This window comes from Pantoea sp. Cy-640, from assembly GCF_011752635.1.
Classification (GTDB): domain Bacteria; phylum Pseudomonadota; class Gammaproteobacteria; order Enterobacterales; family Enterobacteriaceae; genus Pantoea; species Pantoea dispersa.
This window is the reverse complement of sequence record NZ_VWXB01000002.1, coordinates 134,321-158,379: the sequence shown is the minus strand read 5'-3', so window position 1 is coordinate 158,379 and position 24,059 is coordinate 134,321. Positions and strand designations below refer to the sequence as shown.

The 24,059-nt window shown below is 57.9% G+C and carries 22 protein-coding genes and 1 pseudogene; 13 read left to right on the top strand and 10 right to left on the bottom strand.

Features of this window, described 5'->3' with window-relative positions; all coding sequences use genetic code 11:
- The first annotated feature begins 3 nt into the window (after nt 1-3).
- Nucleotides 4-1,338: a M20 family metallopeptidase gene (locus tag F3J36_RS06240; protein WP_058758757.1), complete on the top strand. Its 1,335-nt coding sequence runs from the start codon at nt 4-6 to the stop codon at nt 1,336-1,338.
- A gap of 50 nt (nt 1,339-1,388) precedes the next feature.
- Here F3J36_RS06240 and F3J36_RS06235 read toward each other — a convergent pair whose 3' ends face one another.
- The 5 genes from F3J36_RS06235 to paoA all read right to left on the bottom strand — a co-directional run bounded on the left by F3J36_RS06235 (nt 1,389) and on the right by paoA (nt 5,815).
- Nucleotides 1,389-1,676, bottom strand: a complete 288-nt coding sequence (locus F3J36_RS06235; RefSeq protein ID WP_058770149.1) for a type II toxin-antitoxin system RelE/ParE family toxin — start codon at nt 1,674-1,676, stop codon at nt 1,389-1,391.
- On the bottom strand, nt 1,673-1,924 hold the full coding sequence (locus tag F3J36_RS06230; RefSeq protein WP_088517619.1) for a type II toxin-antitoxin system Phd/YefM family antitoxin: 252 nt from the start codon (nt 1,922-1,924) through the stop codon (nt 1,673-1,675). Before F3J36_RS06230 ends, F3J36_RS06235 begins: the two co-directional genes overlap by 4 nt.
- A 131-nt stretch (nt 1,925-2,055) precedes the next feature.
- The gene (gene paoC / locus F3J36_RS06225) at nt 2,056-4,245 is read right to left on the bottom strand and encodes an aldehyde oxidoreductase molybdenum-binding subunit PaoC (protein ID WP_166719215.1); all 2,190 of its coding nucleotides are present in this window, start codon (nt 4,243-4,245) and stop codon (nt 2,056-2,058) included.
- Complete coding sequence (locus F3J36_RS06220; protein ID WP_166719214.1) at nt 4,242-5,198, bottom strand: xanthine dehydrogenase family protein subunit M; 957 nt, start codon at nt 5,196-5,198, stop codon at nt 4,242-4,244. The genes paoC and F3J36_RS06220 overlap by 4 nt, the downstream gene beginning before the upstream one ends.
- A complete protein-coding gene (gene paoA / locus F3J36_RS06215; protein WP_021509446.1) occupies nt 5,195-5,815 on the bottom strand; it encodes an aldehyde dehydrogenase iron-sulfur subunit PaoA in 621 nt (206 codons plus the stop codon). The genes F3J36_RS06220 and paoA overlap by 4 nt, the downstream gene beginning before the upstream one ends.
- A 236-nt stretch (nt 5,816-6,051) precedes the next feature.
- Here paoA and F3J36_RS06210 point away from each other — a divergent pair, with 236 nt between their 5' ends.
- The 5 genes from F3J36_RS06210 (at nt 6,052) to F3J36_RS06190 (ending at nt 12,548) form a co-directional block, all read left to right on the top strand.
- Complete coding sequence (locus tag F3J36_RS06210; RefSeq protein WP_166719213.1) at nt 6,052-6,978, top strand: aminoimidazole riboside kinase; 927 nt, start codon at nt 6,052-6,054, stop codon at nt 6,976-6,978.
- Nucleotides 6,979-7,107: 129 nt separating this feature from the next.
- Nucleotides 7,108-8,664, top strand: coding sequence for a carbohydrate porin (locus tag F3J36_RS06205; RefSeq protein ID WP_211072899.1), 1,557 nt, complete (start codon nt 7,108-7,110; stop codon nt 8,662-8,664).
- A gap of 64 nt (nt 8,665-8,728) precedes the next feature.
- Nucleotides 8,729-10,099, top strand: coding sequence for a sucrose-specific PTS transporter subunit IIBC (locus F3J36_RS06200; protein ID WP_058775023.1), 1,371 nt, complete (start codon nt 8,729-8,731; stop codon nt 10,097-10,099).
- A complete protein-coding gene (locus tag F3J36_RS06195) occupies nt 10,099-11,508 on the top strand; it encodes a sucrose-6-phosphate hydrolase (RefSeq protein ID WP_166719211.1) in 1,410 nt (469 codons plus the stop codon). Before F3J36_RS06200 ends, F3J36_RS06195 begins: the two co-directional genes overlap by 1 nt.
- A gap of 29 nt (nt 11,509-11,537) precedes the next feature.
- Nucleotides 11,538-12,548 carry a substrate-binding domain-containing protein gene (locus tag F3J36_RS06190; RefSeq protein WP_058770156.1) on the top strand — a complete coding sequence of 337 codons (1,011 nt, stop codon included), beginning with the start codon at nt 11,538-11,540 and terminating at the stop codon, nt 12,546-12,548.
- A gap of 24 nt (nt 12,549-12,572) precedes the next feature.
- On the opposite strand, the gene F3J36_RS06185 is transcribed toward F3J36_RS06190, so the two are convergent.
- On the bottom strand, nt 12,573-13,277 hold the full coding sequence (locus F3J36_RS06185; protein ID WP_166719210.1) for an MgtC/SapB family protein: 705 nt from the start codon (nt 13,275-13,277) through the stop codon (nt 12,573-12,575).
- A 387-nt stretch (nt 13,278-13,664) separates the two neighbouring features.
- Here F3J36_RS06185 and F3J36_RS06180 point away from each other — a divergent pair, with 387 nt between their 5' ends.
- A complete protein-coding gene (locus F3J36_RS06180; protein WP_166719209.1) occupies nt 13,665-14,354 on the top strand; it encodes a hypothetical protein in 690 nt (229 codons plus the stop codon).
- A 144-nt stretch (nt 14,355-14,498) separates the two neighbouring features.
- Here F3J36_RS06180 and F3J36_RS06175 read toward each other — a convergent pair.
- Nucleotides 14,499-14,741: pseudogene (locus tag F3J36_RS06175) on the bottom strand (cysteine hydrolase family protein); the annotation flags it as partial.
- Between F3J36_RS06175 and F3J36_RS06170 the strand changes: the two are divergent.
- Nucleotides 14,735-15,580 (top strand): GlxA family transcriptional regulator, encoded by an 846-nt coding sequence (locus tag F3J36_RS06170; RefSeq protein ID WP_166719208.1) that lies wholly within the window; start codon nt 14,735-14,737, stop codon nt 15,578-15,580. The pseudogene F3J36_RS06175 and the gene F3J36_RS06170 overlap by 7 nt on opposite strands.
- 544 nt (nt 15,581-16,124) lie before the next feature.
- Here F3J36_RS06170 and F3J36_RS06165 read toward each other — a convergent pair.
- From F3J36_RS06165 to F3J36_RS06155, 3 genes are all read right to left on the bottom strand, one after another.
- Nucleotides 16,125-16,502 carry a hypothetical protein gene (locus tag F3J36_RS06165; protein ID WP_166719207.1) on the bottom strand — a complete coding sequence of 126 codons (378 nt, stop codon included), beginning with the start codon at nt 16,500-16,502 and terminating at the stop codon, nt 16,125-16,127.
- A gap of 2 nt (nt 16,503-16,504) precedes the next feature.
- Nucleotides 16,505-17,545, bottom strand: coding sequence for a VENN motif pre-toxin domain-containing protein (locus tag F3J36_RS24160; protein WP_247653146.1), 1,041 nt, complete (start codon nt 17,543-17,545; stop codon nt 16,505-16,507).
- A 508-nt stretch (nt 17,546-18,053) separates the two neighbouring features.
- Complete coding sequence (locus F3J36_RS06155; protein WP_166719206.1) at nt 18,054-19,130, bottom strand: LacI family DNA-binding transcriptional regulator; 1,077 nt, start codon at nt 19,128-19,130, stop codon at nt 18,054-18,056.
- A gap of 195 nt (nt 19,131-19,325) precedes the next feature.
- Between F3J36_RS06155 and F3J36_RS06150 the strand changes: the two genes are divergently transcribed.
- From F3J36_RS06150 to F3J36_RS06130, 5 genes are all read left to right on the top strand, one after another.
- On the top strand, nt 19,326-20,147 hold the full coding sequence (locus F3J36_RS06150) for an ABC transporter substrate-binding protein (RefSeq protein WP_166719205.1): 822 nt from the start codon (nt 19,326-19,328) through the stop codon (nt 20,145-20,147).
- A 73-nt stretch (nt 20,148-20,220) separates the two neighbouring features.
- On the top strand, nt 20,221-21,027 hold the full coding sequence (locus tag F3J36_RS06145; protein ID WP_021509434.1) for an amino acid ABC transporter permease: 807 nt from the start codon (nt 20,221-20,223) through the stop codon (nt 21,025-21,027).
- Nucleotide 21,028: 1 nt separating this feature from the next.
- Nucleotides 21,029-21,775, top strand: a complete 747-nt coding sequence (locus tag F3J36_RS06140) for an amino acid ABC transporter ATP-binding protein (protein WP_021509433.1) — start codon at nt 21,029-21,031, stop codon at nt 21,773-21,775.
- Complete coding sequence (locus F3J36_RS06135; RefSeq protein WP_166719204.1) at nt 21,775-22,848, top strand: Gfo/Idh/MocA family oxidoreductase; 1,074 nt, start codon at nt 21,775-21,777, stop codon at nt 22,846-22,848. Before F3J36_RS06140 ends, F3J36_RS06135 begins: the two co-directional genes overlap by 1 nt.
- A 34-nt stretch (nt 22,849-22,882) precedes the next feature.
- Nucleotides 22,883-24,001 carry an FAD-binding oxidoreductase gene (locus F3J36_RS06130; protein WP_166719480.1) on the top strand — a complete coding sequence of 373 codons (1,119 nt, stop codon included), beginning with the start codon at nt 22,883-22,885 and terminating at the stop codon, nt 23,999-24,001.
- Nucleotides 24,002-24,059 lie beyond the last annotated feature (58 nt).

The window sequence follows — 24,059 nt, the reverse complement described above, 5'->3', positions numbered from 1 at the left end:
CACATGAGTCTGACTGAAAAAATTAGCGCGCACGTCGATGCCAGCGCGCAGCGTATCGCGCAGACATTATGCGACCTGCTGGCGTTTCCCTCGGTGGTAAAGGTCGATCCGCGCGAGGCCGGGCCAGGCGAGCGCGACTGCCAGCGCTATCTGCAGCAGCGGCTGATGGCGCTGGGCATGGACACCGATCTGTGGGATCCGGATGGCCCGGCGCTGTACCAGAAGTATCAGGGCCGCCCGGGCGCCAATAAAGGCCGCACCTTCGAAGGCCGTCCCAATCTGGGCGGCACCCTGAGCGGATCCGGTGGCGGCAGGTCGCTGATGCTTACCGGCCATATTGACGTGGTACCACCGGGTCCGGCGGAGCACTGGCACAGCGATCCTTTTGTGCCGGAGATCCGCAACGAGGCGGTATATGGTCGCGGTGCGGTGGACATGAAAGGCGGCGTGGCCTGCATGCTGATGGCGGTGGAGCTGCTGCAGGATCTCAACGTGCAGCTGGCCGGCGACGTGGTGTTCACCACGGTGGTGGATGAAGAGATCGGCGGCATGGGCTCGCTGGCAATGGTGGATCGCGGCTTCAAAGCCGATGCCGGTATCATGACGGAGCCCACTGCCAATCGCATCGCGCCGATTTGCCACGGCATTTTGTGGGCGCGCATCATCCTTGATGGCATCGGCGGCCATGCGGAATTAACGCCGAACAGCTGGGACAGCAGCGGTCCGGTTGATGCCGTGATGTTGTGTCGCCAGATGCTGGACGGGCTCGATGTGCTGAACCGCCGCTGGCAGACGCAGCCCGACAAAAACCATCCACTCATGGATCTGCCCAACCAGATTATCGTGACGCAGCTGAAAGTGGGCGAGCATCCGGCGTCAATTGCCGGCCGCGCCGAGATCGTCATAGACGTGCAATATCTGCCGGCAGAAAAGGATGAGATGGGGCTGGGCGGTAAGGTAAAACAGGAGATTGAGGCGCACGTGGCGAAGGTATGCGCGCTGGATCCTTACCTGGCAAAGCATCCGGCGCGCGTGGAGTGGATACTGGACGCCGACTGCGCCGAGATCCCGGCCGATCATCCTTTTGTCAGCGCTTTTCAGCAGGGCGTGAGTGACGCGGCACTGAGCCCGCAGCTGGCCGGCTTTGGTGCCCACAGCGACATTGGCCTACCCAGCACGCTGGGCCAGACGCCGACGGTCAACTTTGGTCCCGGCGATCCGGCGCTGTCGCATCAGCCTAACGAACATGTGCCGATTGCCGATCTGGTGGCCTGCACCAAAGCCATTGCGCTGACGCTGGTGCACTGGTGCGGGCTGGCGAAGGAAGCGGGGCGCTGAGAGCATTAACCACCGCCGTGACGCTGGCCGCAGAGGGCCGGCGTCATGCGTTAGCGCATTCTGTCACTGGCAAGATGATAAACGTCGCTGCGCTCGCGTTTACCCACCGCGACCACGGCGATGATCAACTGGTCATCAATTACCTGATAAACCAGGCGAAACCCGGAAGCCCTGAGTTTAATTTTGTAGCAGTCTTTAATGCCACGCAATTTGGCTGAGGGGATATGAGGATTTTCACAACATTTTTTGAGCTTTTTGGCAAACTGCTGCTGAATGGCTTTATCCAGCTTATGCCACTCCTTCAGGGCTTCTTCCCTGAACTTAACTGTCCATGTCACAGAAAGCTGTCCAAATCCACGTCAATCAGCGGCTGCTGGTGGCGTTCAGTTACCTTTTTAACCAGTTCCTGATCGTCCAGCGCTTCCAGCATTTGCTCGTAAAGTTGTGCGGGAACACAATAAAAGGCGGGCTGATTACGATTGAGAATCGCCACCGGCAAGCCTTCTCCCGCATTGACGGTCGCCATAGGATTCTTTTTCAATTCACTGACGCTGGCGCTCATATCGCTGAGAATGATGTTTGGCATACGTCTCTCCAGACTGGTTAACAGGTCTCAATATTATCAGTTTGGTGACCCGTTAACCAGTCCTGACGGCTCAGCCATTCACGCGTTTCCACCCTCCGCCAGCCAGCATGCACTGGCGGAGGGGACCTGCATTACGGCTGAACGGGCAGCGCGGCGAGCAACTTATCCAGTGTCACCGGATAGTCTCTCACCCGAATGCCGGTTGCATTGTAGACGGCATTAACCAGCGCAGCACCGACGCCACACAGCCCCAGTTCACCAACGCCTTTGGCTTTCATCGGCGAAGAGACCGGATCGGTGTCATCGAGGAAAATCACCTCCTGCTCGGGCACATCGGCGTGTACCGGCACTTCATAGCCTGCCATGTCGTGATTGACGAAGTAGCCGAGCCGGGTGTCCACTGCCAGCTCCTCCATCAGCGCGGCGCCGAGGCCCATGGTCATCGCGCCGATCACCTGACTGCGCGCGGTTTTGGGGTTAAGGATGCGCCCCGCAGCACACACCGCCAGCATACGCCGCACGCGCACTTCACCGGTGGCACTGTCGACCGCCACTTCAACAAAATGGCCGGCAAAAGTGGATTGCTGGAAGGTTTTGTCCAGATCGCCGAATTCCATGGTCTCTTCCGCCATCAGCGGACCCGCCGCAGTGAGCGGCAGGCGCTGCCCGCTGGCGTGAACGTGCCCATCGGCAAACTCTGCGCTTTCTGCATCCAGACCCAACTGAGCGGCAACCTTCTCGCGTAGCCGGACGCAGGCCGCATACACTCCGGCCGTGGAGGTGTTGGCTCCCCACTGGCCACCCGAACCCGCCGAGACAGGAAACGCCGAATCGCCGAGCCGCACGCTGACCTGCTCAATTGGCACGCCCATCATCTCGGCTGCCGTCTGGGCGATGATGGTATAGCTGCCGGTGCCGATATCGGTCATGTCGGTTTCGACGGTAATTGTGCCTTGCGCATCCAGCTGCACGCGCGCGGCAGAGGGCGCCAGCAGGTTGTTACGAAAACCGGCTGCCACGCCCATGCCCACCAGCCAGCGCCCCTCGCGCCGTTGCCCGGGTTGAGAACTGCGCTCAGCCCAGCCAAATTTGCTGGCGCCGGTGCGCAGGCATTGCACCAACTGGCGGCGTGAAAAGAAGCGCTCCGGATGCAGCGGATCGACCTGTGTATCATTGATGATGCGAAACTCAACCGGGTCGATACCGGCGATGGTGGCCATTTCATCCATGGCAATCTCCAGCGCCATCAGACCCGGCGCTTCACCCGGCGCACGCATTGCGTTGCCCTCGGGCAGATCGAGTTCGGCGAGTCGCAGCCCGGTAAGCCGATTGGCGGCGGCGTAGAGTAATTCAGTCTGCTGCACCGCAGTTTCCGGCGTTCCGCCCGGCAGGTTACCGGACCAGCTTTCATGGGCAATGGCGGTGAGATGGCCATGCGCATCGGTAGCTAATCGGATGCGCTGCCGCGTTGCTGGCCGGTGCGTAGTGTTGTTGGGGATCATCGGGCGCGGCACCATCACTTTCACCGCCCGTCCCACGGCGCGCGCGCCCAGAGCCGCCAGCAGCGCATCGCTTCGTAAAAACAGTTTGCTGCCGAAGCCACCGCCGACGTAAGGAGAGAGCACGCGCACCTTTTCCATCGGCATGTCGAGCGTGTGCGCCAGGTCGGTGTGGCACCAGTTAATCATCTGATTCGAGGTCCAGACCGTCAGGTGATCGTCCTGCCACAGCGCCATGGAAGCGTGCGGTTCCATTGCCATATGGCTTTGATCGGGCGTGGTGTAGGTGGCGTCCAGCGTAAAGGCTGCGCTGTGTAGGGCAGCATCGACGTCGCCCAGCGTTTTATCCGGCTCACCTTCGGGTGACGTTGTCACCTCTGGCTGGGCCGCTGCGAGATCGTAAGCCCCCGTTTCAGCCTGGCAGTTAACCTTAACCAGCTGCGAGGCGGCACGTGCCTGCTCAAAGGTCTCCGCCACCACCAGCGCCACGGCCTGGTGATAGTGTTCGATTTTATTATTCGCCAGCAGCGTCGCGGTATTGCGCTCTGCCTTGTTGAGCTTGCCGGCGGTTGCTCCGGTGACGATGCCGAGCACGCCCGGTGCCTGTGCTGCGGCGTGGGTGTCAATCGAGAGAATGTTGCCTTTGGCAACTGGCGCGCCGACCACATAACCGTAGGCCGCATCCGGTGCTTCAGCGTGCCATTCATAGGCGTAATGCGCCGAGCCGGTGGTTTTTAACGGCCCGTCGATGCGCGCCAGCGGCTGGCCGACGACGCGCTGCCGATCGATAGGATTGGCGGTTGCTGGTGTGTCAAATTTCATGCGTTGCTCCTCGCTTCCGCGATCGCTGAGGCGAGCGTGCGCTGCGCCAGCAACAATTTGTATCGGTTGGCTTCAGTGGGACGTGCATCAGCAAACAGCACATCGCAGACCGCCTGCGCCCCGTGAGGAAGTTCAGCATCCGCCGCCGCGCTGCGCCACGGCTGATGGGCCACGCCGCCGACGGCCACCCGGCCGCCACCCTCAGGCAGGATAACCGCTGCTACTGAGACCAGCGCAAAGGCGTACGAAGCGCGATCGCGCACCTTACGGTAAATGTGCGTGCCACCCAGCGGTGCAGGCAGGGTAACCGCAACGATCAGCTCACCCGGCTGCAGCACGGTTTCGATATGCGGCGTGTTGCCCGGTGCGCAGTAGAATTCAGCGATGGGAATAGCGCGCTGGCTGCCATCAGGGCTGACGGTTTCAATCACCGCATCCAGCAGTCGCATCGCCACCGCCATATCGCTGGGATGGGTGGCAATACAGGCTTCGCTGACACCCACTATCGCATGCTGGCGGCTGAATCCTTCGCGTGCGGCACAGCCCGTCCCCGGCTGACGCTTGTTACAGGGTTGATTAACATCGTAAAAATAGGGACAGCGCGTGCGCTGCAGCAGGTTGCCAGCGGTGGTGGCCTGATTGCGCAGCTGGCCAGAAGCGCCCGCCACCAGCGCGCGCGTCAGCACGGCATAGTCGCGCCGGATGCGCGCATCTGCCGCCAGATCGGTGTTGCGCACCAGCGCACCAATACGTAAGCCGCCCCCGGCGGTGGGTTCAATGCTGTCCAGCGCCAGTCCGTTAACATCAATCAGGTGCGCCGGGGTTTCAATTTCCAGCTTCATCAAATCGAGCAGATTGGTACCGCCGGCAATAAAGCGTGCGCCCGGATGCTGCATCGCGCTGCTGGCAGCCTGTGCGGGCGTCGCTGCTCGTTCAAAGGTAAAGGCTCTCATGCTTTCTGGCCTCCGGCGTACTCTTCAATGGCGGCAAGGATGTTGGCATAAGCGCCGCAGCGGCAGATGTTGCCGCTCATGCGCTCACGAATTTCTTCATCGCTCAGCGCTGGCGCGGCGGTCAGATCGCCCGTGACATGGCTGGGAATGCCCGCTGCAATTTCCTGCAGCACCGCCAGCGAGGAGCAGATTTGCCCCGGCGTGCAGTAGCCGCACTGATAGCCGTCGTGGCGGATAAACGCGGACTGCAGCGGATGCAGATCATCCGGCGTGCCGACGCCTTCGATGGTGGTCACTTCGGCATCCTGCTGCATCACCGCGAGAGTGAGGCAGGCGTTGATGCGCCGGCCATTGACCAGCACGGTACAGGCACCGCACTGACCGTGATCGCAGCCTTTTTTTGTGCCGGTCAGGTGTAAATGTTCGCGCAGCGCGTCCAGCAGCGTGGTACGGGTATCCACATTTAGCTGCTGAGGTTCGCCGTTCACCTGCAGCGTGACCGGCACCGTGACGGGGGCCGGCGCGGCGGAACCGGCACCGGCTGTCAGCCGGGCTCGCTCTGTCTCTTCCTGCTGCGGTGAATACCGCTGCGTCTTCTCATCGCGTGGGTTGCTCATGCCTTTGCCTCCGGACAAGTGGCGAAATGAAATCTCAATGACACCGATTTTTATAAGGTTTTGGAAAACTTTAAGCATAGACGTCAATACGCAGACGACCATGCGGCAGGGCAAAACCGATCCCAGCAACGGACAAGTCTCAAGCCTGTCGGACTGTTCACGGTGACAAATACCCGCATTCATGATTAATATGCATGCTTTGCTAAACCGTTTTAGCGATTAAGTGAGACTGAATCATGATGAAACGTATCTGGTGTCTGGGTGATGCCGTAGTGGATTTGCTGCCTGATGACGCAGGCCGTTTGTTGCAGTGTCCCGGCGGCGCGCCCGCCAATGTGGCAGTGGGTATCGCCCGGCTGGCGGGTAACAGCGGATTTATCGGACGGGTGGGCGACGATCCTTTTGGCCGTTTTTTGTGTCAGACCCTGGCGCAGGAAAAGGTGGATGTTTCCCACATGCGCAAAGATGCGCAGCAGCGCACCTCCACGGTGGTCGTGGCCCTGGATGAGCAGGGCGAGCGTACCTTCACCTTCATGGTGCGCCCCAGCGCCGACTTATTTCTCACGCCAGACGATTTACCGCGGTTTCAGTGTGGCGAGTGGCTGCACTGCTGTTCGATTGCGTTACTCGCCGAGCCGTCGCGCACGGCGGCGTTAACCGCCATGCAGCGTGTGCGTGAGGCGGGCGGTTTTGTCAGCTTCGATCCCAATATCCGTCTTGATTTGTGGTCCGATCCGCCAGAGTTGTTGCAATGCCTCAGTGCGGCCCTGCAACGGGCGGATGTGGTGAAGCTCTCCGTGGAAGAACTGGCCTTTATGACGGACACCGCCGACATTGACAGCGGCATCGCGCAACTGGCGCAGCGCTTCTCCGTTAAATTGTGGTTAGTCACACAGGGCAGCGCTGGCGTGCGTGCTTATTTTAATGGCCGGCAAACTCACTATCCCGCGCGCGCGGTGATCAGCGTGGATACCACCGGTGCCGGCGATGCCTTCGTGGCGGGACTGCTGTGGGAACTGGCGCAGCGGGGTCTGCCGGCGGATGAAGCGCAGCTGGCGGCCTGCCTGCGCACGGCGCAGGTGTGCGGGGCGCTGGCCACTACCGCCAAAGGCGCGATGACCGCGTTACCCAACTATCAACAGCTACAGCAGCACAGTATCTGACCCCGCCGTTTTCCCTGTTTTGCGATGTATCTCACATCCACTAAATCGGTTTAGCAAAATCCATTGCGCTTTAAAAAATGGCACCGCTATGATGCGGTGCCTAAACCGGTTTAGCAAAAAATACATCTGATGATAGCCTTGCCTCAGGGATGCAAAACAGTGAAAAAAAGCATAATCGCTATAACCCTTAGTACCGTATTAGGCTCAGGCCCAGCCTGGGCGGCAGACGACATGAGCAGTATTGAAGCGCGTCTGGCGGCGATGGAAAAACGGCTGGCCGCGGCTGAACAGCGTGCCAGCGTGGCGGAGCAGCGCGCGCAGGCGGCGGAACAGCAGGTGCAAAAGCTGGCTGCGGTGCAGCAGCAGAACCCGACGCCGGTTGCCGTGGCACAGACCGAACCGCAGGCCGCTCAGCCTGTTGCGCCTGCCGCCAGCAGCGAGTCAGAGGGCTTTGAGTTTCATGGCTACGCGCGTTCCGGCCTGTTGATGAACAGTTCCGCCGCCAAAACTCAGGGCGGGCCCACCGTCACGCCAGCCGGTGAGACCGGCGGTCACGTCGGGCGGCTCGGCAATGAGCCGGATACCTACGTTGAACTTAACCTCGAACATAAACAAACGCTGACCAACGGTGCCACCACGCGCTTCAAGGCGATGCTGGCCGACGGACAGCGCACCTACAACGACTGGACTGCCGCCAGCAGCGATCTCAACCTGCGTCAGGCGTTTGTCGAGCTGGGGCAGCTCCCGACCTTCACCGGCGCGTTCAAAGACACCACGGTGTGGGCCGGTAAGCGTTTCGACCGCGATAACTTCGACATCCACTGGATCGATTCCGATGTGGTGTTTCTCGCCGGAACCGGGGCCGGTATTTACGACATGAAGTGGGGCGATGACGCCCGCAGCAACCTGTCGATTTATGGCCGCACCTTCGGGGACATCGAAAATAACGACAACACCGCGCAAAACTACATTCTGTCGCTGAATAACTTTGTCGGGCCGCTGCAGCTGATGGTGAGCGGCATGCGCGCGAAAGATAACGATCAGCGCACCGATATTGACGGCAACCGCGTGAAAAGTGATGCCGCCAGTGACGGTGTGCACGCCCTGGTCGGATTGCACAACGACAGCTTCTACGGCCTGGGTGAAGGTTCAGCGAAAACCGCGCTGCTGTACGGTCATGGCCTCGGTGCAGAAGTGAAGAGTATTGGTTCCGACGGCGCGCTGTTGCCGCAGGCGAACACCTGGCGGCTCGCCAGCTACGGCATGACGCCGCTGGGCGCTGGCTGGCACATCGCGCCGGCGCTGCTGGCGCAGAGCAGCAAAGACCGCTATCTCAAAGGCGACAGCTATGAGTGGGCCACCGTGAACCTGCGCCTGATTCAGGAATTTACGCAGAACTTTGAGATGCAGTATGAAGGCTCATATCAATACATGGATCTGCGGCCTGAAGGCTATAACAATCGCCAGGCCGTCAGCGGCAACTTCTACAAGCTCACCGTCGCCCCCACGCTCAAAGCCAGCGATGTGGGCGAATTTCTCAAGCGTCCGGAAATCCGCCTGTTCGCCAGCTGGATGGACTGGGATCATCGTCTGGATAACTACGCCAGCGATGACGCCTTTGGCAGCACCGGCTTTAATTCCGGTGGCGAGTGGAACTTTGGCGTGCAAATGGAAACCTGGTTCTGATGAAACGGCCCGCATGCGGGCCGCTTAGCGCATGATGGCATAACAACCAAAAACAGAGGTTACTATGGATTTTGTTACTCTTTCCCGGTCGCTGCTGCCGCTGCTGGGAGGCCGGGAAAATATCGCCAGTGCGGCGCACTGTGCCACACGTTTGCGCCTGGTACTGGTGGATGATGCCAAAGCCGACACCGCCGCGATTGGCAAACTGGAGGGTGTGAAGGGCTGTTTTCGCAATGCCGGACAGCTGCAGGTGATTTTTGGCACTGGCGTGGTGAATAAAGTGTATGCCGCGTTTATCCGCGAAGCTGGCATCAGTGAAACCAGTAAATCTGAAGCCGCGGACATCGCCGCGCGCAAGCTCAATCCGTTCCAGCGTATTGCGCGTCTGCTGTCGAACATTTTTGTACCGATCATCCCGGCGATTGTGGCCTCTGGCCTGCTAATGGGACTGCTCGGCATGGTTAAAACCTACGGCTGGGTTAACCCCGACAACGCGCTGTATATCATGCTGGATATGTGCAGCTCGGCGGCCTTTATTATCCTGCCAATCCTGATTGGCTTTACCGCGGCACGTGAGTTTGGCGGTAACCCGTTCCTCGGTGCCACGCTCGGCGGCATCCTGACGCATCCGGCGCTCACCAACGCCTGGGGCGTGGCGGCCGGCTTCCATACCATGAACTTTTTCGGTATCGAAGTGGCGATGATCGGCTACCAGGGCACGGTGTTTCCGGTGCTGCTGGCGGTGTGGTTTATGAGCGTGCTGGAGAAGCAGCTGCGCCGGGTGATTCCGGACGCGCTGGATCTGATCCTGACGCCGTTCCTGACGGTGATTATCGCCGGCTTCGTTGCGCTGCTGGTGATTGGTCCGGCAGGGCGGATGCTGGGCGATGGTATTTCATTCGTCCTCAGCACGCTGATTGCCCATGCCGGCTGGCTGGCCGGACTGGTGTTTGGCGGGCTTTACTCAGTTATCGTGATCACCGGCGTGCACCACAGCTTCCATGCGATTGAAGCCGGGCTGCTGGGCAATCCGGCGATTGGCGTCAACTTCCTGCTGCCGATTTGGGCGATGGCTAACGTGGCGCAGGGCGGTGCCTGTCTGGCGGTATGGTTCAAAACCAAAGATGTGAAAATCAAAGCCATCTCGCTGCCGTCCGGCTTTTCAGCGCTGCTGGGTATTACCGAGGCGGCGATTTTCGGTATCAACCTGCGCTTTATGAAACCCTTTATCGCCGGCCTGATTGGCGGCGCGCTGGGCGGTGCCTGGGTAGTGTCGGTGCATGTGTATATGACGGCTGTCGGTCTCACCGGGCTGCCGGGCATGGCGATTGTGCAGGCCAGTTCGTTGCTTAACTATGCCATTGGCATGGTGATTGCCTTCAGCAGCGCATTTGTGATCTCTTATCTGCTCAAATACAAAACGGACGCGGAATAATGGCGGCTTCTACATTGTTACCCGATATTTTACAGGCGGTGATGCGCGGTCAGCCGCGCGCGCTGAGCGACCCGCATTATCCGGGCTGGCATCTGGCACCCGTCACCGGATTGCTTAACGATCCGAACGGCTTTATCCACTTCGCCGGGCGTTACCATCTGTTCTATCAGTGGAATGCGCTGGGCTGTCAGCATCAGCATAAATGCTGGGGCCACTGGAGTTCCGCCGATTTGCTGCACTGGCAGCATGAACCCATAGCGCTAATGCCGGATGAAGAGTATGACCGCAGCGGCTGCTATTCGGGCAGCGCCGTTGATGATAATGGCGCACTGACGCTGATCTATACCGGCAACGTGAAGTTTGCCGATGGCGCGCGCACCGCCTGGCAATGTCTGGCGGTGCAGAATGCGCAGGGCGGCTTTGACAAGCTCGGGCCGGTGATCGCGCTGCCCGACGGCTATACCGGACACGTGCGCGATCCGAAAGTGTGGCGGCATGGCGAGCACTGGTTCATGGTGCTGGGTGCGCAGGATCAACAAAAGCAGGGCAAAGTGTTGCTGCTGCGCTCGGCGGACCTGCGTGAGTGGCACAATCTGGGCGAGATTGCCGGCAGCGGCCTGAACGGGCTGGCGGCAGCCAGTTACATGAGGGAATGTCCGGACATGTTTACCCTCGGCGATAGCACGTTCCTGATTTGCTGCCCGCAGGGCATCGCGCAGGAAGATCATCGTTTTCTCAATGCGCATCCCAGCGCGTGGCTGTCCGGCGATCTGGATTATGCTAACGCCCGCTTTAGCCATGGCGAATTGCATGAGCTTGACGCCGGTTTCGAATTTTACGCGCCGCAAACCACGCTAACCGCCGACGGACGCCGGCTGCTGGTGGGCTGGATGGGCGTGCCGGACGGCGAGGAGATGCTGCAGCCCACGGTGGCCAATGGCTGGATCCATCAGATGACCTGCGTGCGCGAACTGGGCACGCGTGATGGCCGGCTGTTCCAGCGTCCGGTTATTGAACTGCAGGCGCTGCGCAGCGCTGAACAGCACTATCAGGGGCCAGCCGCCGATGCGCCGGTCATTGATGCGCAGCGGCTGGAATTACTGCTGAGCGGGCAGGGCGACATCACCCTGGATTTCGCCGACCAGCTACGGCTGGAGTGGCGCGCCGACGGGCTGCGGCTCGCGCGGCGCAGTCTGGCAAACGGCGAGTGGCAGTTCCGTTACTGGCGCGGCGCGGTGAGTCAGCTCCAGTTACTGTGCGATCACTCCAGCGTCGAGATTTTCATTAATGAAGGGGAAGGGGTGATGAGCAGCCGCTACTTCCCGGCGCATCCGGCGCAATTAACCCTGACCGGACACGCAGAAGTGACGGCGCGCTACTGGTCGTTGCGGCCGTGCATGGTAGAATAAGTCATTGTTTCCTTAACCGATGCACTGACGTGAGAAAAACCAAACGCGTTACCATAGCGGATATCGCCGCGCTGGCGGGGGTGTCCAAAGCCACCGCCAGCCTGGTGCTGAATGGCCGTGGCAAAGAGTTGCGCGTGGCGAAAGAGACGCGTGAACGGGTATTAACGCTGGCGCGCGAACATCACTATCAGGCCAGTATTCACGCGCGCTCGCTGCGCGATAATCGCAGCCATACGCTTGGTTTAGTGGTGCCGGAGATCACCAACCATGGTTTTGCCGTGTTCTCGCACGCGCTGGAAAATCTGTGTCGCGAGGCAGGCTTACAGTTGCTGATCTCCTGCACTGACGAAAACGCCGGGCAGGAGCGGGTGGTAGTGGATAACCTGGTGGCGCGTCAGGTTGATGGGCTGATTGTGGCGTCCAGCATGTTAAGCGACAGTGACTACGTCAAACTGAGCGATCAGCTGCCGATCGTGCTGTTTGACCGCTACGTTAATGACACGCAGCTGCCGCTGGTGATGACCGATTCGGTCACGCCGACTGCCGAGCTGGTGGAACGGCTGGCGCGTGCCAATCCGGATGAGATTTATTTCCTCGGCGGTCAGCCGCGTCTGTCACCCACCAAAGATCGTCTGGCCGGTTTTATGCAGGGCCTTGAGCGGGCAGGTGTGACGCCACGGCCGGAGTGGATCATTCACGGCAACTATCACCCGAGCAGCGGTTATGAAATGTTTGCCGCGCTGTGCGCCCGGCTGGGGCGTCCACCCAAAGCGATTTTCACCGCCGCCTGCGGCCTGCTGGAAGGGGTGTTACGCTACATGAGCCAGCATCACCTGCTGCACAGCGACATCCGCGTGGCCAGCTTTGACGACCACTATCTGTATGACTCACTAACTCTGCCGATCGATACCGTCGAGCAGGATGTGCCGCGCCTGGCGCAGGAGTGTTTTACGCTGCTCACTACCATGATTAACAGCGATGAACCCATCAGCCAGCATACCGTGCTGCCGGCAACGCTGCGGCTGCGCTTTGGCAGGTAGCGCAGCCGCATCGCGTTTAACGACTCAATCGGTCTCCGGCTCACACACCTGCCATCTGACCGAGCTGACGCCTTTTTCCAGGCTGATGCGGCTGACCAGATTTTCCAGCTGATCGGTCAGGCTGGGTTTACCCAGCACTTCCGCATTTACCGCCATGCGGTGTGAGGGTTCCAGATCCTCACTGTGCAGGGATTGCAGCCGCAGACCGCTGCCACCGAGGCTATGCAGCATCAGGCTGCGCACCTGCACCTCATCGGCCGCCAGACAGATGATCTGCACTTTGTAATACTGGCTGGCGTCTTCCGCAGTAATGATGCTTTGCCGATTGATGCCCTGTGCCAGCTCGCGCAGCAGGATGTTGGCGCACAGAATAACCACACAACCGATGCCTGCTTCCAGCAACAAGCCCATGCTGCAAAGAATGCCAATCGCCGCGGTACACCACAGCGTGGCAGCGGTGTTAAGGCCGCGCACATTCAGGCCATCGCGCATGATGACGCCACCGCCAAGAAAGCCGATGCCGGAAACCACATAGGCCGCGACGCGCGAGGCATCTGCGGCAATACCCGGTACGCTTTGCGTCATCAGCACAAACAAACAGGCACCGGTGCTGACCAGCGCATTGGTGCGCAGCCCGGTCAGGCGCTGGCGCAGCTGGCGCTCGCTGCCAATTAGCGCGCCCAGAATCAGCGCGACCGTGACGCGCAATAAAAAGATTTTCCAGTCCATGTCAGACCTCACTCCATCACCGCCGGGCAATGAATATTCAGGGTTATAAGAATGGATTACAGCGGGGCCAGACAGAACGCAGGAAAAAGGGGGAGGGAAATCCACCGTCTTAACGCAGGGCTAAGACAGCGATGAGGCTATCTCAGCATCGGCACCGATTGTAATCGTGTGGGACAGGTGTCCAATTGTGTATCCTCATCAGTAAAAATTTCGCCGGCATTGTAGATGCTTTGATCCGCCAGAGCGAAGACAAATCGCGCATCGTTTAAGTAGGGTTGAATAGGCATGAGATAATCACGCGTTTGCACCACAATCAGGCTGGAGTATCTGCTAAAAAACGTTTCATAATTAATTATCTGCGCTCATCCAAATACCCTAAGGTCTGACATGCAACCAATCAGTCTGCAAACCCGGTACCGTTCTGCGAACGAAAACACGATTGCGCGGTGGGCGAAAAATGCAGGCATCGGGAACATCCGTGAAGAGAATTACTACGATCCGTTTAAACTGGCGCTTGCCGCAGGGATAAAGCCGTCAGTTTCCTTACCGGTGTTACGTCTGATTGATGAATTGCAACGACTCACACAGGCTGATCCGCTTGCCGATACCTTGCCAGTGCAAGGTCTTCATTTTACTTTTTTGCCTCTGACTTTGCCGCTTTACAACATCAATGAGCCTTTACCAGCGAAAGTGGCGCAACTGACCACGATCTGGCAGGAATTTGCTGCGAAAAAAATCGTTATCCGGGATCTGCGCTTAGTGGCGTTGCCCAGTCAGTTATTGCTTGCGGGTATACCTGATACGCCTGCGATTGCCATGCGCCAGTCATTCTGCGACAAGGTTCTGGATTCAGACTGGGAAAATGAATTGCTGATGCGGCATGGCAACAGCCTGTTGCCGGCACCATTCTGGCACAGCACGTTACTGCGCTACGGCGCTGAGTTTTTACCCGCAGTTTTGCGTCAATTCTTTTATGAACGTCAGGACATCAATTTTGGTGCGGTGGCGGGAGAACTGATGCTGGCGAAGACTAACTACAACTGGACGAAGTGTTATCCGTTGCCAGCGAGGGCGTGATCACCGGAATATTCTCGCTCCACGTTTGCAAGCCGCCTGGCTGTCAGCGCGTCGCCATTCGCCATGCAAACATGCAGTGCAGCTTTCTACGTTCTCATTAACAGCGCCTGAAAAGAGTGCCAGGCGCCGTCAGTAATGACGATTTTACTTTACCGGCATGGCCAGCACGGTATCGGTGGTTTTAATTTCCGCGAACACATCGGCTACACCGGCCAGCGCGGCCTGCTGGAGAACGTTGTGATCCACGACATTATTATCCCAGGTGGCCAGATCGCGGGTTGCCGTGGCATCTTCCGGAATAATCACAGAGAAGCCCAGCGGAACCGCGTCACGTGCGGTGGAAGAAACGCACATATGCGTCATTAAGCCCGTGACGATCCATGATTTGTGCCGCGCATCGCGCTCCGTTAAAGACCAGCAGTGGTTTTTCGATTCTGGCGGACCATGGGCTGGAGAGCGTACGCGAGGCGGATATGGTGATTGTGCCGAGCTGGAGCGATCCTCACGTGCAGCCTCCTGCGTTACTGATAGAAACATTACAGCAGGCTGCCGCACGGGGCGCGACCATCATCGGACTGTGTCTTGGGGCGTTCGTGCTCGCCGCAGCCGGTTTGCTGACGCAATCGCGTGCTACGACTCACTGGCGCTGGATGGCAGAATTTGAACAGAATTATCCGGAGGTGGCGATTGACCGCGATGTGTTGTATATCGATGAGGGCCAGATTGTCACCTCAGCCGGCACCGCCGCCAGTATCGACTGCTGCCTGCATCTGGTGCGTAAGCAATGTGGTGCGGATATCGCCAATAATGTGGCACGCATGTTGGTGGTACCGGCACATCGTCAGGGCAGTCAGATGCAGTTTATTCAACAACCTGTTCATGATTCCACTGCCAACGATTGTTTTATGAATGCGCTGGCCTGGGCGAGCAAAAATTTAAAACATACCCTGACATTAGAAGATTTGGCGCAAAAGGCGTTAATGAGTCCGCGCAGTTTTTCCCGCCGTTTCCAGCAAACTACCGGCAACTGTTTTAGCGACTGGCTATGTAATCAGCGCCTGGCGCTGGCACAACGTTATCTGGAAAAAACCGATCAACCGATAGAGATTATCGCCATCGAATCAGGTTTTTCTACACCGTTGAGCATGCGCCGGCATTTTAAAATTAAGCTGGGCATCTCTCCCGCAGAATATCGAAAAAAGTTTTGCGGCAAGCTGAGTCAGTAAACTCTTTGTTCACATCGTGTCTGCAGGAGAGTTTGATCCTGAGATGCTTCTGACGTTTTTCTGCGGCAGTATGGCCCGAAACCAACGTAATTTTCACGTAGCAGCGTCAGTTTGCGGTGGGGTGAAGCTTCATCAATGTGATGGGTTTCGGGATTACCAGTAAGACTGACGGTATCAGTGTCGCGGTTGAAGTTCATTTGCTGCTACTGGTGACATTGAGTGACAACAGGCTGGGTGCTGCATCAGCTAAGGTAGCAAACGCTCCGTATCCGGGTGACATTATTGGCTAGCTAAAAAGTGACATCATCAAATTGGATTGTGAAGTTAAGTGCGCATAATCATGATTATGTTAAATATGATTTTTAATCATGCATTACGCACTAAGTCATATGCTCTACTCTCCAATTATTTTATTTTCATCTACATTAAGTGTAGAACATCAAAGGCTTTGAGAGTAATAAACTTCATCCACCGCTAAGAATATTATTATAAATTAAGGTTTTGGGTTGCAATCTCCCTTAATATTGATGTGATAAAAGGAATATTAACCCCCAGAAAAATTCCCCCATGCCAAAGCATGTTTTTTTGTCTCAGGCCCTAAAAAAATGAATATTTTTTCCCATTTAACACAATCTTCACCAATGGAGCCTAATAGCGCTTCGATTAGTCCCGTGGCTATTGCGGTAGAAACTGTATGATCATTTGATGCAATTCCATTCTCAATAGAGTTGAAAAGGCGAATTTTATCTCTTTCATCCAATTCATTTATATTAGAACCAATAGATCTTCCTATTGCTGAAAAAATAAGTAGCGCGGGTGGGGTTTCAGGGGTCCAAAACTCAAAGCATTTTTGCACATCCTCATCAATTTTAATTGATAAGGACCTATAGTAGTTAATGAGCTTTTCAATTTCATTAGTCATATTTATTTTCCTGATAAAGCATTTTGCATATCTTTTAAAACATTCTCTGCTGCAGCACGGTCATTTGGTGATGCATTAGGGTTATTTTCAAGCCATTTGGTTAACGCTCTTGAGTATGTTTCAGCCTTTTCGATGTGTCCTCTACCCCCTACCTGCTCTCCAGTCCTTAACTCATATCTAACTGCGTCTGCAGTGCTACCGCTTCCTACTTTTGCATTAGGCCGATATAGGTCATCAATAAGATTTTTAAGTGTATCATCTTTTACATTCGGTTTCTCCATTGATGCCCGAAGTGAGTCTAAGTAATCTTCATGTTGGGCTCGATTATTAGGGTCAAGATTATCTTTGCTATCGCTTTTGCTATCTTCTTCATCAGGCTCCCATCCATTCGGAGAACTACCTCCACCGCCTGCAATTTCTTGCTTATGTTCGCCTGATATATCATGACCTAAATTTGGCTCTTTTCTACTATCATCATCTTTCAACGATTCTGCAATTGCTGTTCCAGCGGAAACCCCTATGGCTGCTCCTGCTGGAGCGCCGCCACCGGAAGTATTTGCTTCAAGTGGGTTGGTGAGGCATACTGCGGCGCTACATAGTGCATTATTCTCAACCGAATTTTTCCCGGCGCTGACTCCGGTTCCAATCCCCATTGACGAATCCGACGCAATACCGCCAGCCAGTCCTGCTGCAAGCTGGCTCAACGTACTTACCATCTGCTTCTGACTTTCGGACAGACTGCTGATGTCTGTGTTCGGATACATCACTTTTACAATTGCACGTGCTGCCAGCTCACCACCCGACGCTCCGGCAGCGCCTGCCGCCGCGCTGCTGCCGGACATCTGAGCCAGCACAGCACCCGCTACGGCGTGGGCCATAGTATTTGCTACGAGGTTGACGTTCTCAGTGCCGTCAGCATTATGAGTTGTAGTGACCTGTTTAATCGCGTTAGCGATATAAGGGGCCATCGCCCCGCTGGCCGCCGCGCCGAGATTGCTGGCACTCAGTCCGCCCAGAGCACCCGCAACCGCCGTTGCCACCATCGAATAGGTACCACCTGTGCCCCACAAATCTGCTACTGCTTTATAGGCAGGATCGCTCTGTACGCGCGCATTAAACTCATCTTTCGAGAGGTTTGCGTATTCAGGATATTCTTTAACAAGCGCTGAGATTTATTCGGGGTTATTACAACCATCTCATTAATGGTGGAACTGGATATAAAAACTTACCCACTCTGGCGAATTAATGAAACGGGGGAATCTGCTTGATTACGCCTATGCAGGATTATCCAGGTGCGCATCAATGCGCACCCTACAAGGCATTGCACAATTGAATGTTTCTCCGGTGCGCATGAATTTATACCCTACGAGATATCGCACAACTGAATGTGTTACCGGTGTGCATGAATGCGCACCCTGCGAGGCATCGCACAATTTACTGTTTCTCTGAGGCGTATGAAGAAACAAAACCGCGCGGTTTTCCGTAGGGGCGCCATTCATGGCGACCAAAAAAGCAGGGAGAAATTGCACAAACCCGCCGCCGCACATTGTATCACCGGGCCGACGGGTTTGCCCCCACTGAGCCGCGCACCACCATCCAGCTGTCAAACGCGGGTAAGGCGCCAGCGGATTGCTGGCGGATGTGGCAAATCAACCGGCGCGCGGCTTCGCGCCCCATTTCATATACCGGCTGGGCGACCACGGTCAGCGGCGGTGACATCAGCTCGGTCCAGGGAAAATCGTCGTACATCACAAAAGAGATATCTTCGGGTACGCGCAGGCCGCGTTTGGCCAGACCGCGCAGGATGCCCATCGCAATCAGGTTATCGGAGGCAATCAGCGCGCTGGGTGGTTCGGCGAGCGCCAGCAGTTCAGTCAGGATCTGCTCAATGATGGCTTCGCTGAGTGCATTAAGCCGAATCAGCGCCGGATCCAGTTCCTTACCTGCGGCCCGGTAGGCATCAATCATTCCGCTAACACGTTGCGCCACCGGCGTGGGGTCCAGCGTGATTGCCGGCGAATACGCTGCAGCGCTGCGCATGCTGGAGAGATAAGCAATTCGCTGATGCCCGGCCGCCAGTAACAGCTCCGTCGCCTGTTTTGCCACTGCGACAAAGTTTGCCTGGATGGTCTCCACCTCCATCCCCTGCACTGCCCGGTCAAACATCATTAATGAACGCCCTTCTGCCAGCACCTGGCGAAGATGTTCGTTATCCTCAAACAATGAGCTGCACGGCGCGACGATGATGCCATCGACGCGCTTATCCAGCATCACGCGCACGGCTTCCCGTTCCTCGTCCAGCGTTTCATCGCTGTTACTCAGCAGCAGGTGAAAGCCCGCCTGGCGCGCGACGTCCGCCATGCCGCGCAGCGCCAGGCCAAAGTGCGGGTTTTCGATGTCGCCGACAATCACCCCGATGGTATTGGAGCGGCCGGTGTTCATGCTGCGCGCCAGCTCGTTCGGTCGGTATCCCAGCGCTTCAGCCGCCTGATTCACCCGCGTCTGCACGTCTTCACTGACGGAACCATACCCGCCCAGCGCGCGTGCCGCCTGAGCTTTGGAAACATTGGCGGCGCGGGCGACGTCGGCGACGGTCGGACCGCGTGAACGAGCATTTTCATTGGTCATAATTATTTCGAATCACAAGTTGATAACAACATAATTGACGCTGCTGATAGCGTGTGCTTAATATCAGTATACCCGAATGAGACCGGTCTCACAACCACAGCCGGTTTCATTTTGCCCCGCGTTGAGACCGGTCTCAATAACAATAAACCGGCTTGGCGAACTCTGAAGTTTCACCTGCACAGACGGAAGAGCCTTATGACATCGCACAAACGTTTCAATCACCTGACCGCCGCCCTGTTCGGCACGGCAATGCTGGTTTCCGCCAGCTGGAGCGCCCATGCCGCCAGCAACAGTAATCCCTGGGGTTTGATCGAACCCGGTCATCTCCGCGTTGCCAGCCTCGGCGACGCGAAGCCCTACACCTTCACCGATAAAAGCGGCAACTTCACCGGCTTTGACGTCGAATTCTTCAAAAATGTGGCGCATCGCATGGGCATCAATCAGGTGGATTTTATCGGTCAGGACTTCTCCGCCATTTTGCCGGCGGTGGCAAATGGCCAGTATGATGCCGGCGTCGCCGCGATTGGCATCACGCCGCTGCGCGAAAAAACTGTCGATTTCTCCACCGGCTATCTTGCGGGCTATCTGACGGTGCTGACCCGCAGCGATTCCGGGGTGAAAAACGTTGAAACCCTGGCGCATAAACGGCTGGGGGTGATTCAGGGCACGCTGCAGGAGAACTATGCGCTGCAGCACTTCAAACAGACCGATCTGGTGCGTTTCCCCGATAACAACGCAGCGGTGTCCGCGCTGAATAACGGCACGCTGGATGCCATGTTCCTCGACTACGAAGCCGCCAAAGATTATGCCACCCGCTTTAAGCTGGTCACGGCGGCGAACATCCCTTCATTTGACGCGCCTGCGGGTGTCGCCATCGCCAAAGGCAAGCCCGAGTTCAAAGCAGCGCTGGATAAAGCCATCAAAGCGGCAATGCAGGATGGGACCTGGAAACAGCTGTACCAGAAGTGGTTCCCGGGTTCGCCAATGCCGCAACAGTATCTGCCCGGCGGCCAATAACCCTGCGCATCGTTATGCGTGAGACTGCATCCGGTGACGGCGCATGTCCGTCACCCGCAACCGAGAATCGGCTATGGATCTGATCACTATTCTTTCCCGTACGTTTTTTGATATTCCATCGATGATGGACGTCCTGCCACAGCTGCTGGCAACCGGACTGGTCAACACCATCATTATCTCCGTGGCGGCCACCGTGCTGGGCACGTTATTCGGCCTGATACTGGCGTTGATGGGCATTTCGCCCTCGCGCTGGCTGCGCGTGCCCGCGCGGCTGTATACCGATCTGTTTCGCGGCTTGCCTTCCATCCTCACCATTCTGTTGATTGGTCAGGGCCTGGCGCGTTTCAGCTATCAGCTATTTGGTCCGACGCCGTATCCGCTCGGCATTTTTGCCCTGAGCCTGATTGCCAGCGCTTACATGGGCGAGATTTTCCGCTCCGGTATCCAGAGCGTGGAACAGGGGCAGATGGAAGCCTGCCGGGCGCTGGGAATGAGCTATGGCCGGGCGATGCGCCTGGTGATCATTCCGCAGGGCATCCGCCGCGTGTTGCCTGCGATAGTCAATCAGTTCATCGCAATCATCAAAGACTCGTCGCTGGTTTATCTGCTGGGCCTGATGACCGGTCAGCGTGAACTGTTCCGCGTCGGCCAGGATGCCGCCGTGCTGAGCGGCAACCTGTCACCACTGATGCTGGCCGGGCTGTTCTATCTGGTGATCACCGTGCCGCTCACCCACGCCGTGAACTATATCGACGTCCGCTACCGTACCGGACGTCGCCGCGCCACCGCGCCACAAAGCGGCCTGAAGGAGCTCGATGAAGTGCAGCAAAAGCGCAACGTGGTCCCGGCGGTCTCCCTTACCAGCGAGCGAGGACACTAATATGGCCATGCCATCTGCATTTCACGGCGCCAGCCTCGAGCTGCGCAATCTGACGCTGGCGTACGGCCCGATTGAGGTGCTGCGCAATGTGTCGCTGAGCATCGAACCGGGCACTACCACCTGCATCATCGGTCCCTCGGGATCGGGAAAATCCACCTTACTGCGCGGCATAAATCGCCTGCATGAACCGAAGAACGGCGATGTCTTACTGGCCGGGCGTTCTGTCCTGAAGGACAAGCCCGATGCACTGCGGCTGAGAATTGGCATGGTGTTTCAGCATTTCAACCTGTTTCCCGATCACAGTGCGCTGGAAAACGTGGCGCTGGCACCGTGGAAAGTGAAAGGCCGCCCGAAAGCCGAAGCGCTGGAGATTGCCCGTCAGCGGCTGGCCGAAGTGGGCCTTGCTCAGCGAGCCGATCACCGGCCGCGCGATCTCTCCGGTGGCCAGCAGCAGCGCGTGGCAATAGCGCGCGCGCTGGCGATGGAGCCGGAAGTGATGCTGTTCGATGAAGCCACCTCGGCACTCGATCCTGAGCTGGTGAAAGGCGTTCTGACGCTAATGGCCGATTTGTGCCAGCGCGGCATGACCATGGTAGTCGTGACCCATGAGATGGGCTTCGCCCGGCGCGTGGCCGACCAGGTGGTGTTTATGGATGAAGGCGAAATCGTAGAAGCCGGCACGCCGGAACAAATCTTTGACCGTCCGCAATCCGCGCGTCTGCAGCGTTTTCTGTCGGAGGTACTGTAATGACACATCTTCAGGTTAGCGGCCCAATCCGCACGGCGCTGGTAGGTTTTGGCGTCGCCGGCAGCGTGTTTCATGCACCGCTGCTTGCCCATAACGCCGACTATCGTCTCGACGTTATCGTCACTGGCGATGCCCAACGCGTAGCGACCGCGCAGCAACGTTACCCTCAGGCGCGCGTGCTGCCGGACTGGCCAGCGCTGCTCAAGGCCATTGATGGCGGCGAGATCGGCATCGATCTCATCGTGCTGGCCACGCCGCCGGCGCAACACGCGGAGCAGGCTGTACAGGCCAGCCAGCGCGCGATCCATCTGGTGGTGGATAAACCGTTCGCACCAGACGTGCAGGCGGCAGAAATGATGATCGCTGCCGCGCAGCAGGCCAATACCTTGCTCACCGTGTTTCATAACCGACGCTGGGACGGTGACTTTCTGACGTTGCAGCGCCTGGTGCACCAGGAAGCCTTCGGCACCGTAAGGAGTTTTGAGTCGCGTTTCGAGTGGTGGCGACCGCAGGGATTCGGCAACTGGCGTGACAGCGTCACGCTGGCACAGGGCGGTGGTTTATTGCTGGATCTCGGCAGCCATCTGATTGATCAGGCCATCCAGCTCTTTGGCCCGGTCGCCCATGCCACGGCAGAGCTGGCGCGCCATTCCGGCCCGCAATCGGACAGCGACGAGGACTGTTTTGTCTCATTGCTGCACCACAACGGCGTGCGCTCGCGGCTGTGGATGAATGGCCAGGCGGCACTGAATGCGCCGCGCTTTCACCTGCTGGGCAGCAAAGGCGCTTTCACCCACTGGGGGCTGGACAATCAGGAGCCGCAGCTGGCGGCGGGCATGTCGCCCGGCGATAGCCAGTACGGCGTCACGCCGGCAGAAAAGGCTGCCCGGGCCGGCACGGTCGGGGCAACCACAACGGTGCCGATTGAACGTGGCCACTACCCCGCTTTCTATCAACTGTTAGCCAACGCGCTGGTACATGGCGGGCCGCCGCCGGTTGATGCGCGTGAAGCGCTCGGCGTTTTACAGCTTATTGAGCAGCTCCATCGGCAGCATCGCGTACGTATTGCCTGAAGGGCGAACATTTTTTTAACAGAAGGAATGAATGATGTCTGACAAAACCGTGGCAAAAACCGTCATTGTGCTGGGTGGCGGCATCCTCGGCGTCTCAACCGCCTGGCAGCTGGCGCAGGCGGGCGCGCAGGTCACGCTGGTGACGGAAGCGGCACTCTGCTCCGGCGCCACCGGCCGATCCCTCTCCTGGCTCAACTCCGCGGGCGAGCGTTCGCAGCCTTACCATGCGCTGCGCATGGCGGGCATTGACCGCTATCGCACGCTGTTTGCCCGCCATCCGCAGCTCGACTGGCTGCGCTTCGACGGCGCGATTTACTGGGCCGCAGACGATGACGCGGGCACCCAAGCGCGTCATCACTATGAAAAAGCGCAGGGCTACGACTCAAAGCTGATCAATCGCGCCACGGTCGGTGATGTCGATGCACAGGTGAATCCGGCCAGCCTGAGTCAGGTGGCGATTGCTAACCCCGGTGAAGGCTGGGTCAGCCTGCCGCATCTGGTTGAGCATCTGGTTCAGGCATTGCGCGCGCTGGGCGGAGAGATCGTTGAGCACGCCGGTAAAGCCAGCGTGATCACCAAAGACGGCCGGGCCAGCGGCATTCGCAGCGAAAAGCGCGGTGAGCTGCTGGCCGATCGCGTACTGGTAGCGTGTGGCCCGTGGACGCCGGAAGTGGTTGCCCCGCTCGGCGTGCACATCCCCAACGGTTCCCCGGTCTCAATGCTGGTAACCAGCCAGCCCGGCGATCACCGGCTGCAGGTGGTAATGAATACGCCGCGCGCGGCGGTCCGGCCTAATCCCGGCAACACCATCGCCGTCGATCATGACTGGTATGAAGAGCACATCGTCGCGCAGGCCGACGGGCAGTACAGCATTGATACCGCAGTCATTAACCAGCTGATGGCGGAAGCGGGTAACCTGATCGCTGACGGCGCGCCGCTGAAAGCCAGCAGCTGGAAAATCGGCCTCAAGCCGATTCCTGGTGATGGCGAACCGGTGGTCGGTGAGCTGCAGAAGGTTCCCGGCTGTTTTGTTGTCTTCACCCATTCCGGCGCCACGCTGGCGTTGATCCTCGGTGAGATATTGACGCAGGAGATACTCACCGGCGTTAAACACCCGATGCTGGCGACCTTCCGCCCGGAAAGATTCAGCTAACGTCAGCACCAGCGCCACGATGATGGTGGCGCTGGCTACACGCCCTGTTGTCTGTCAC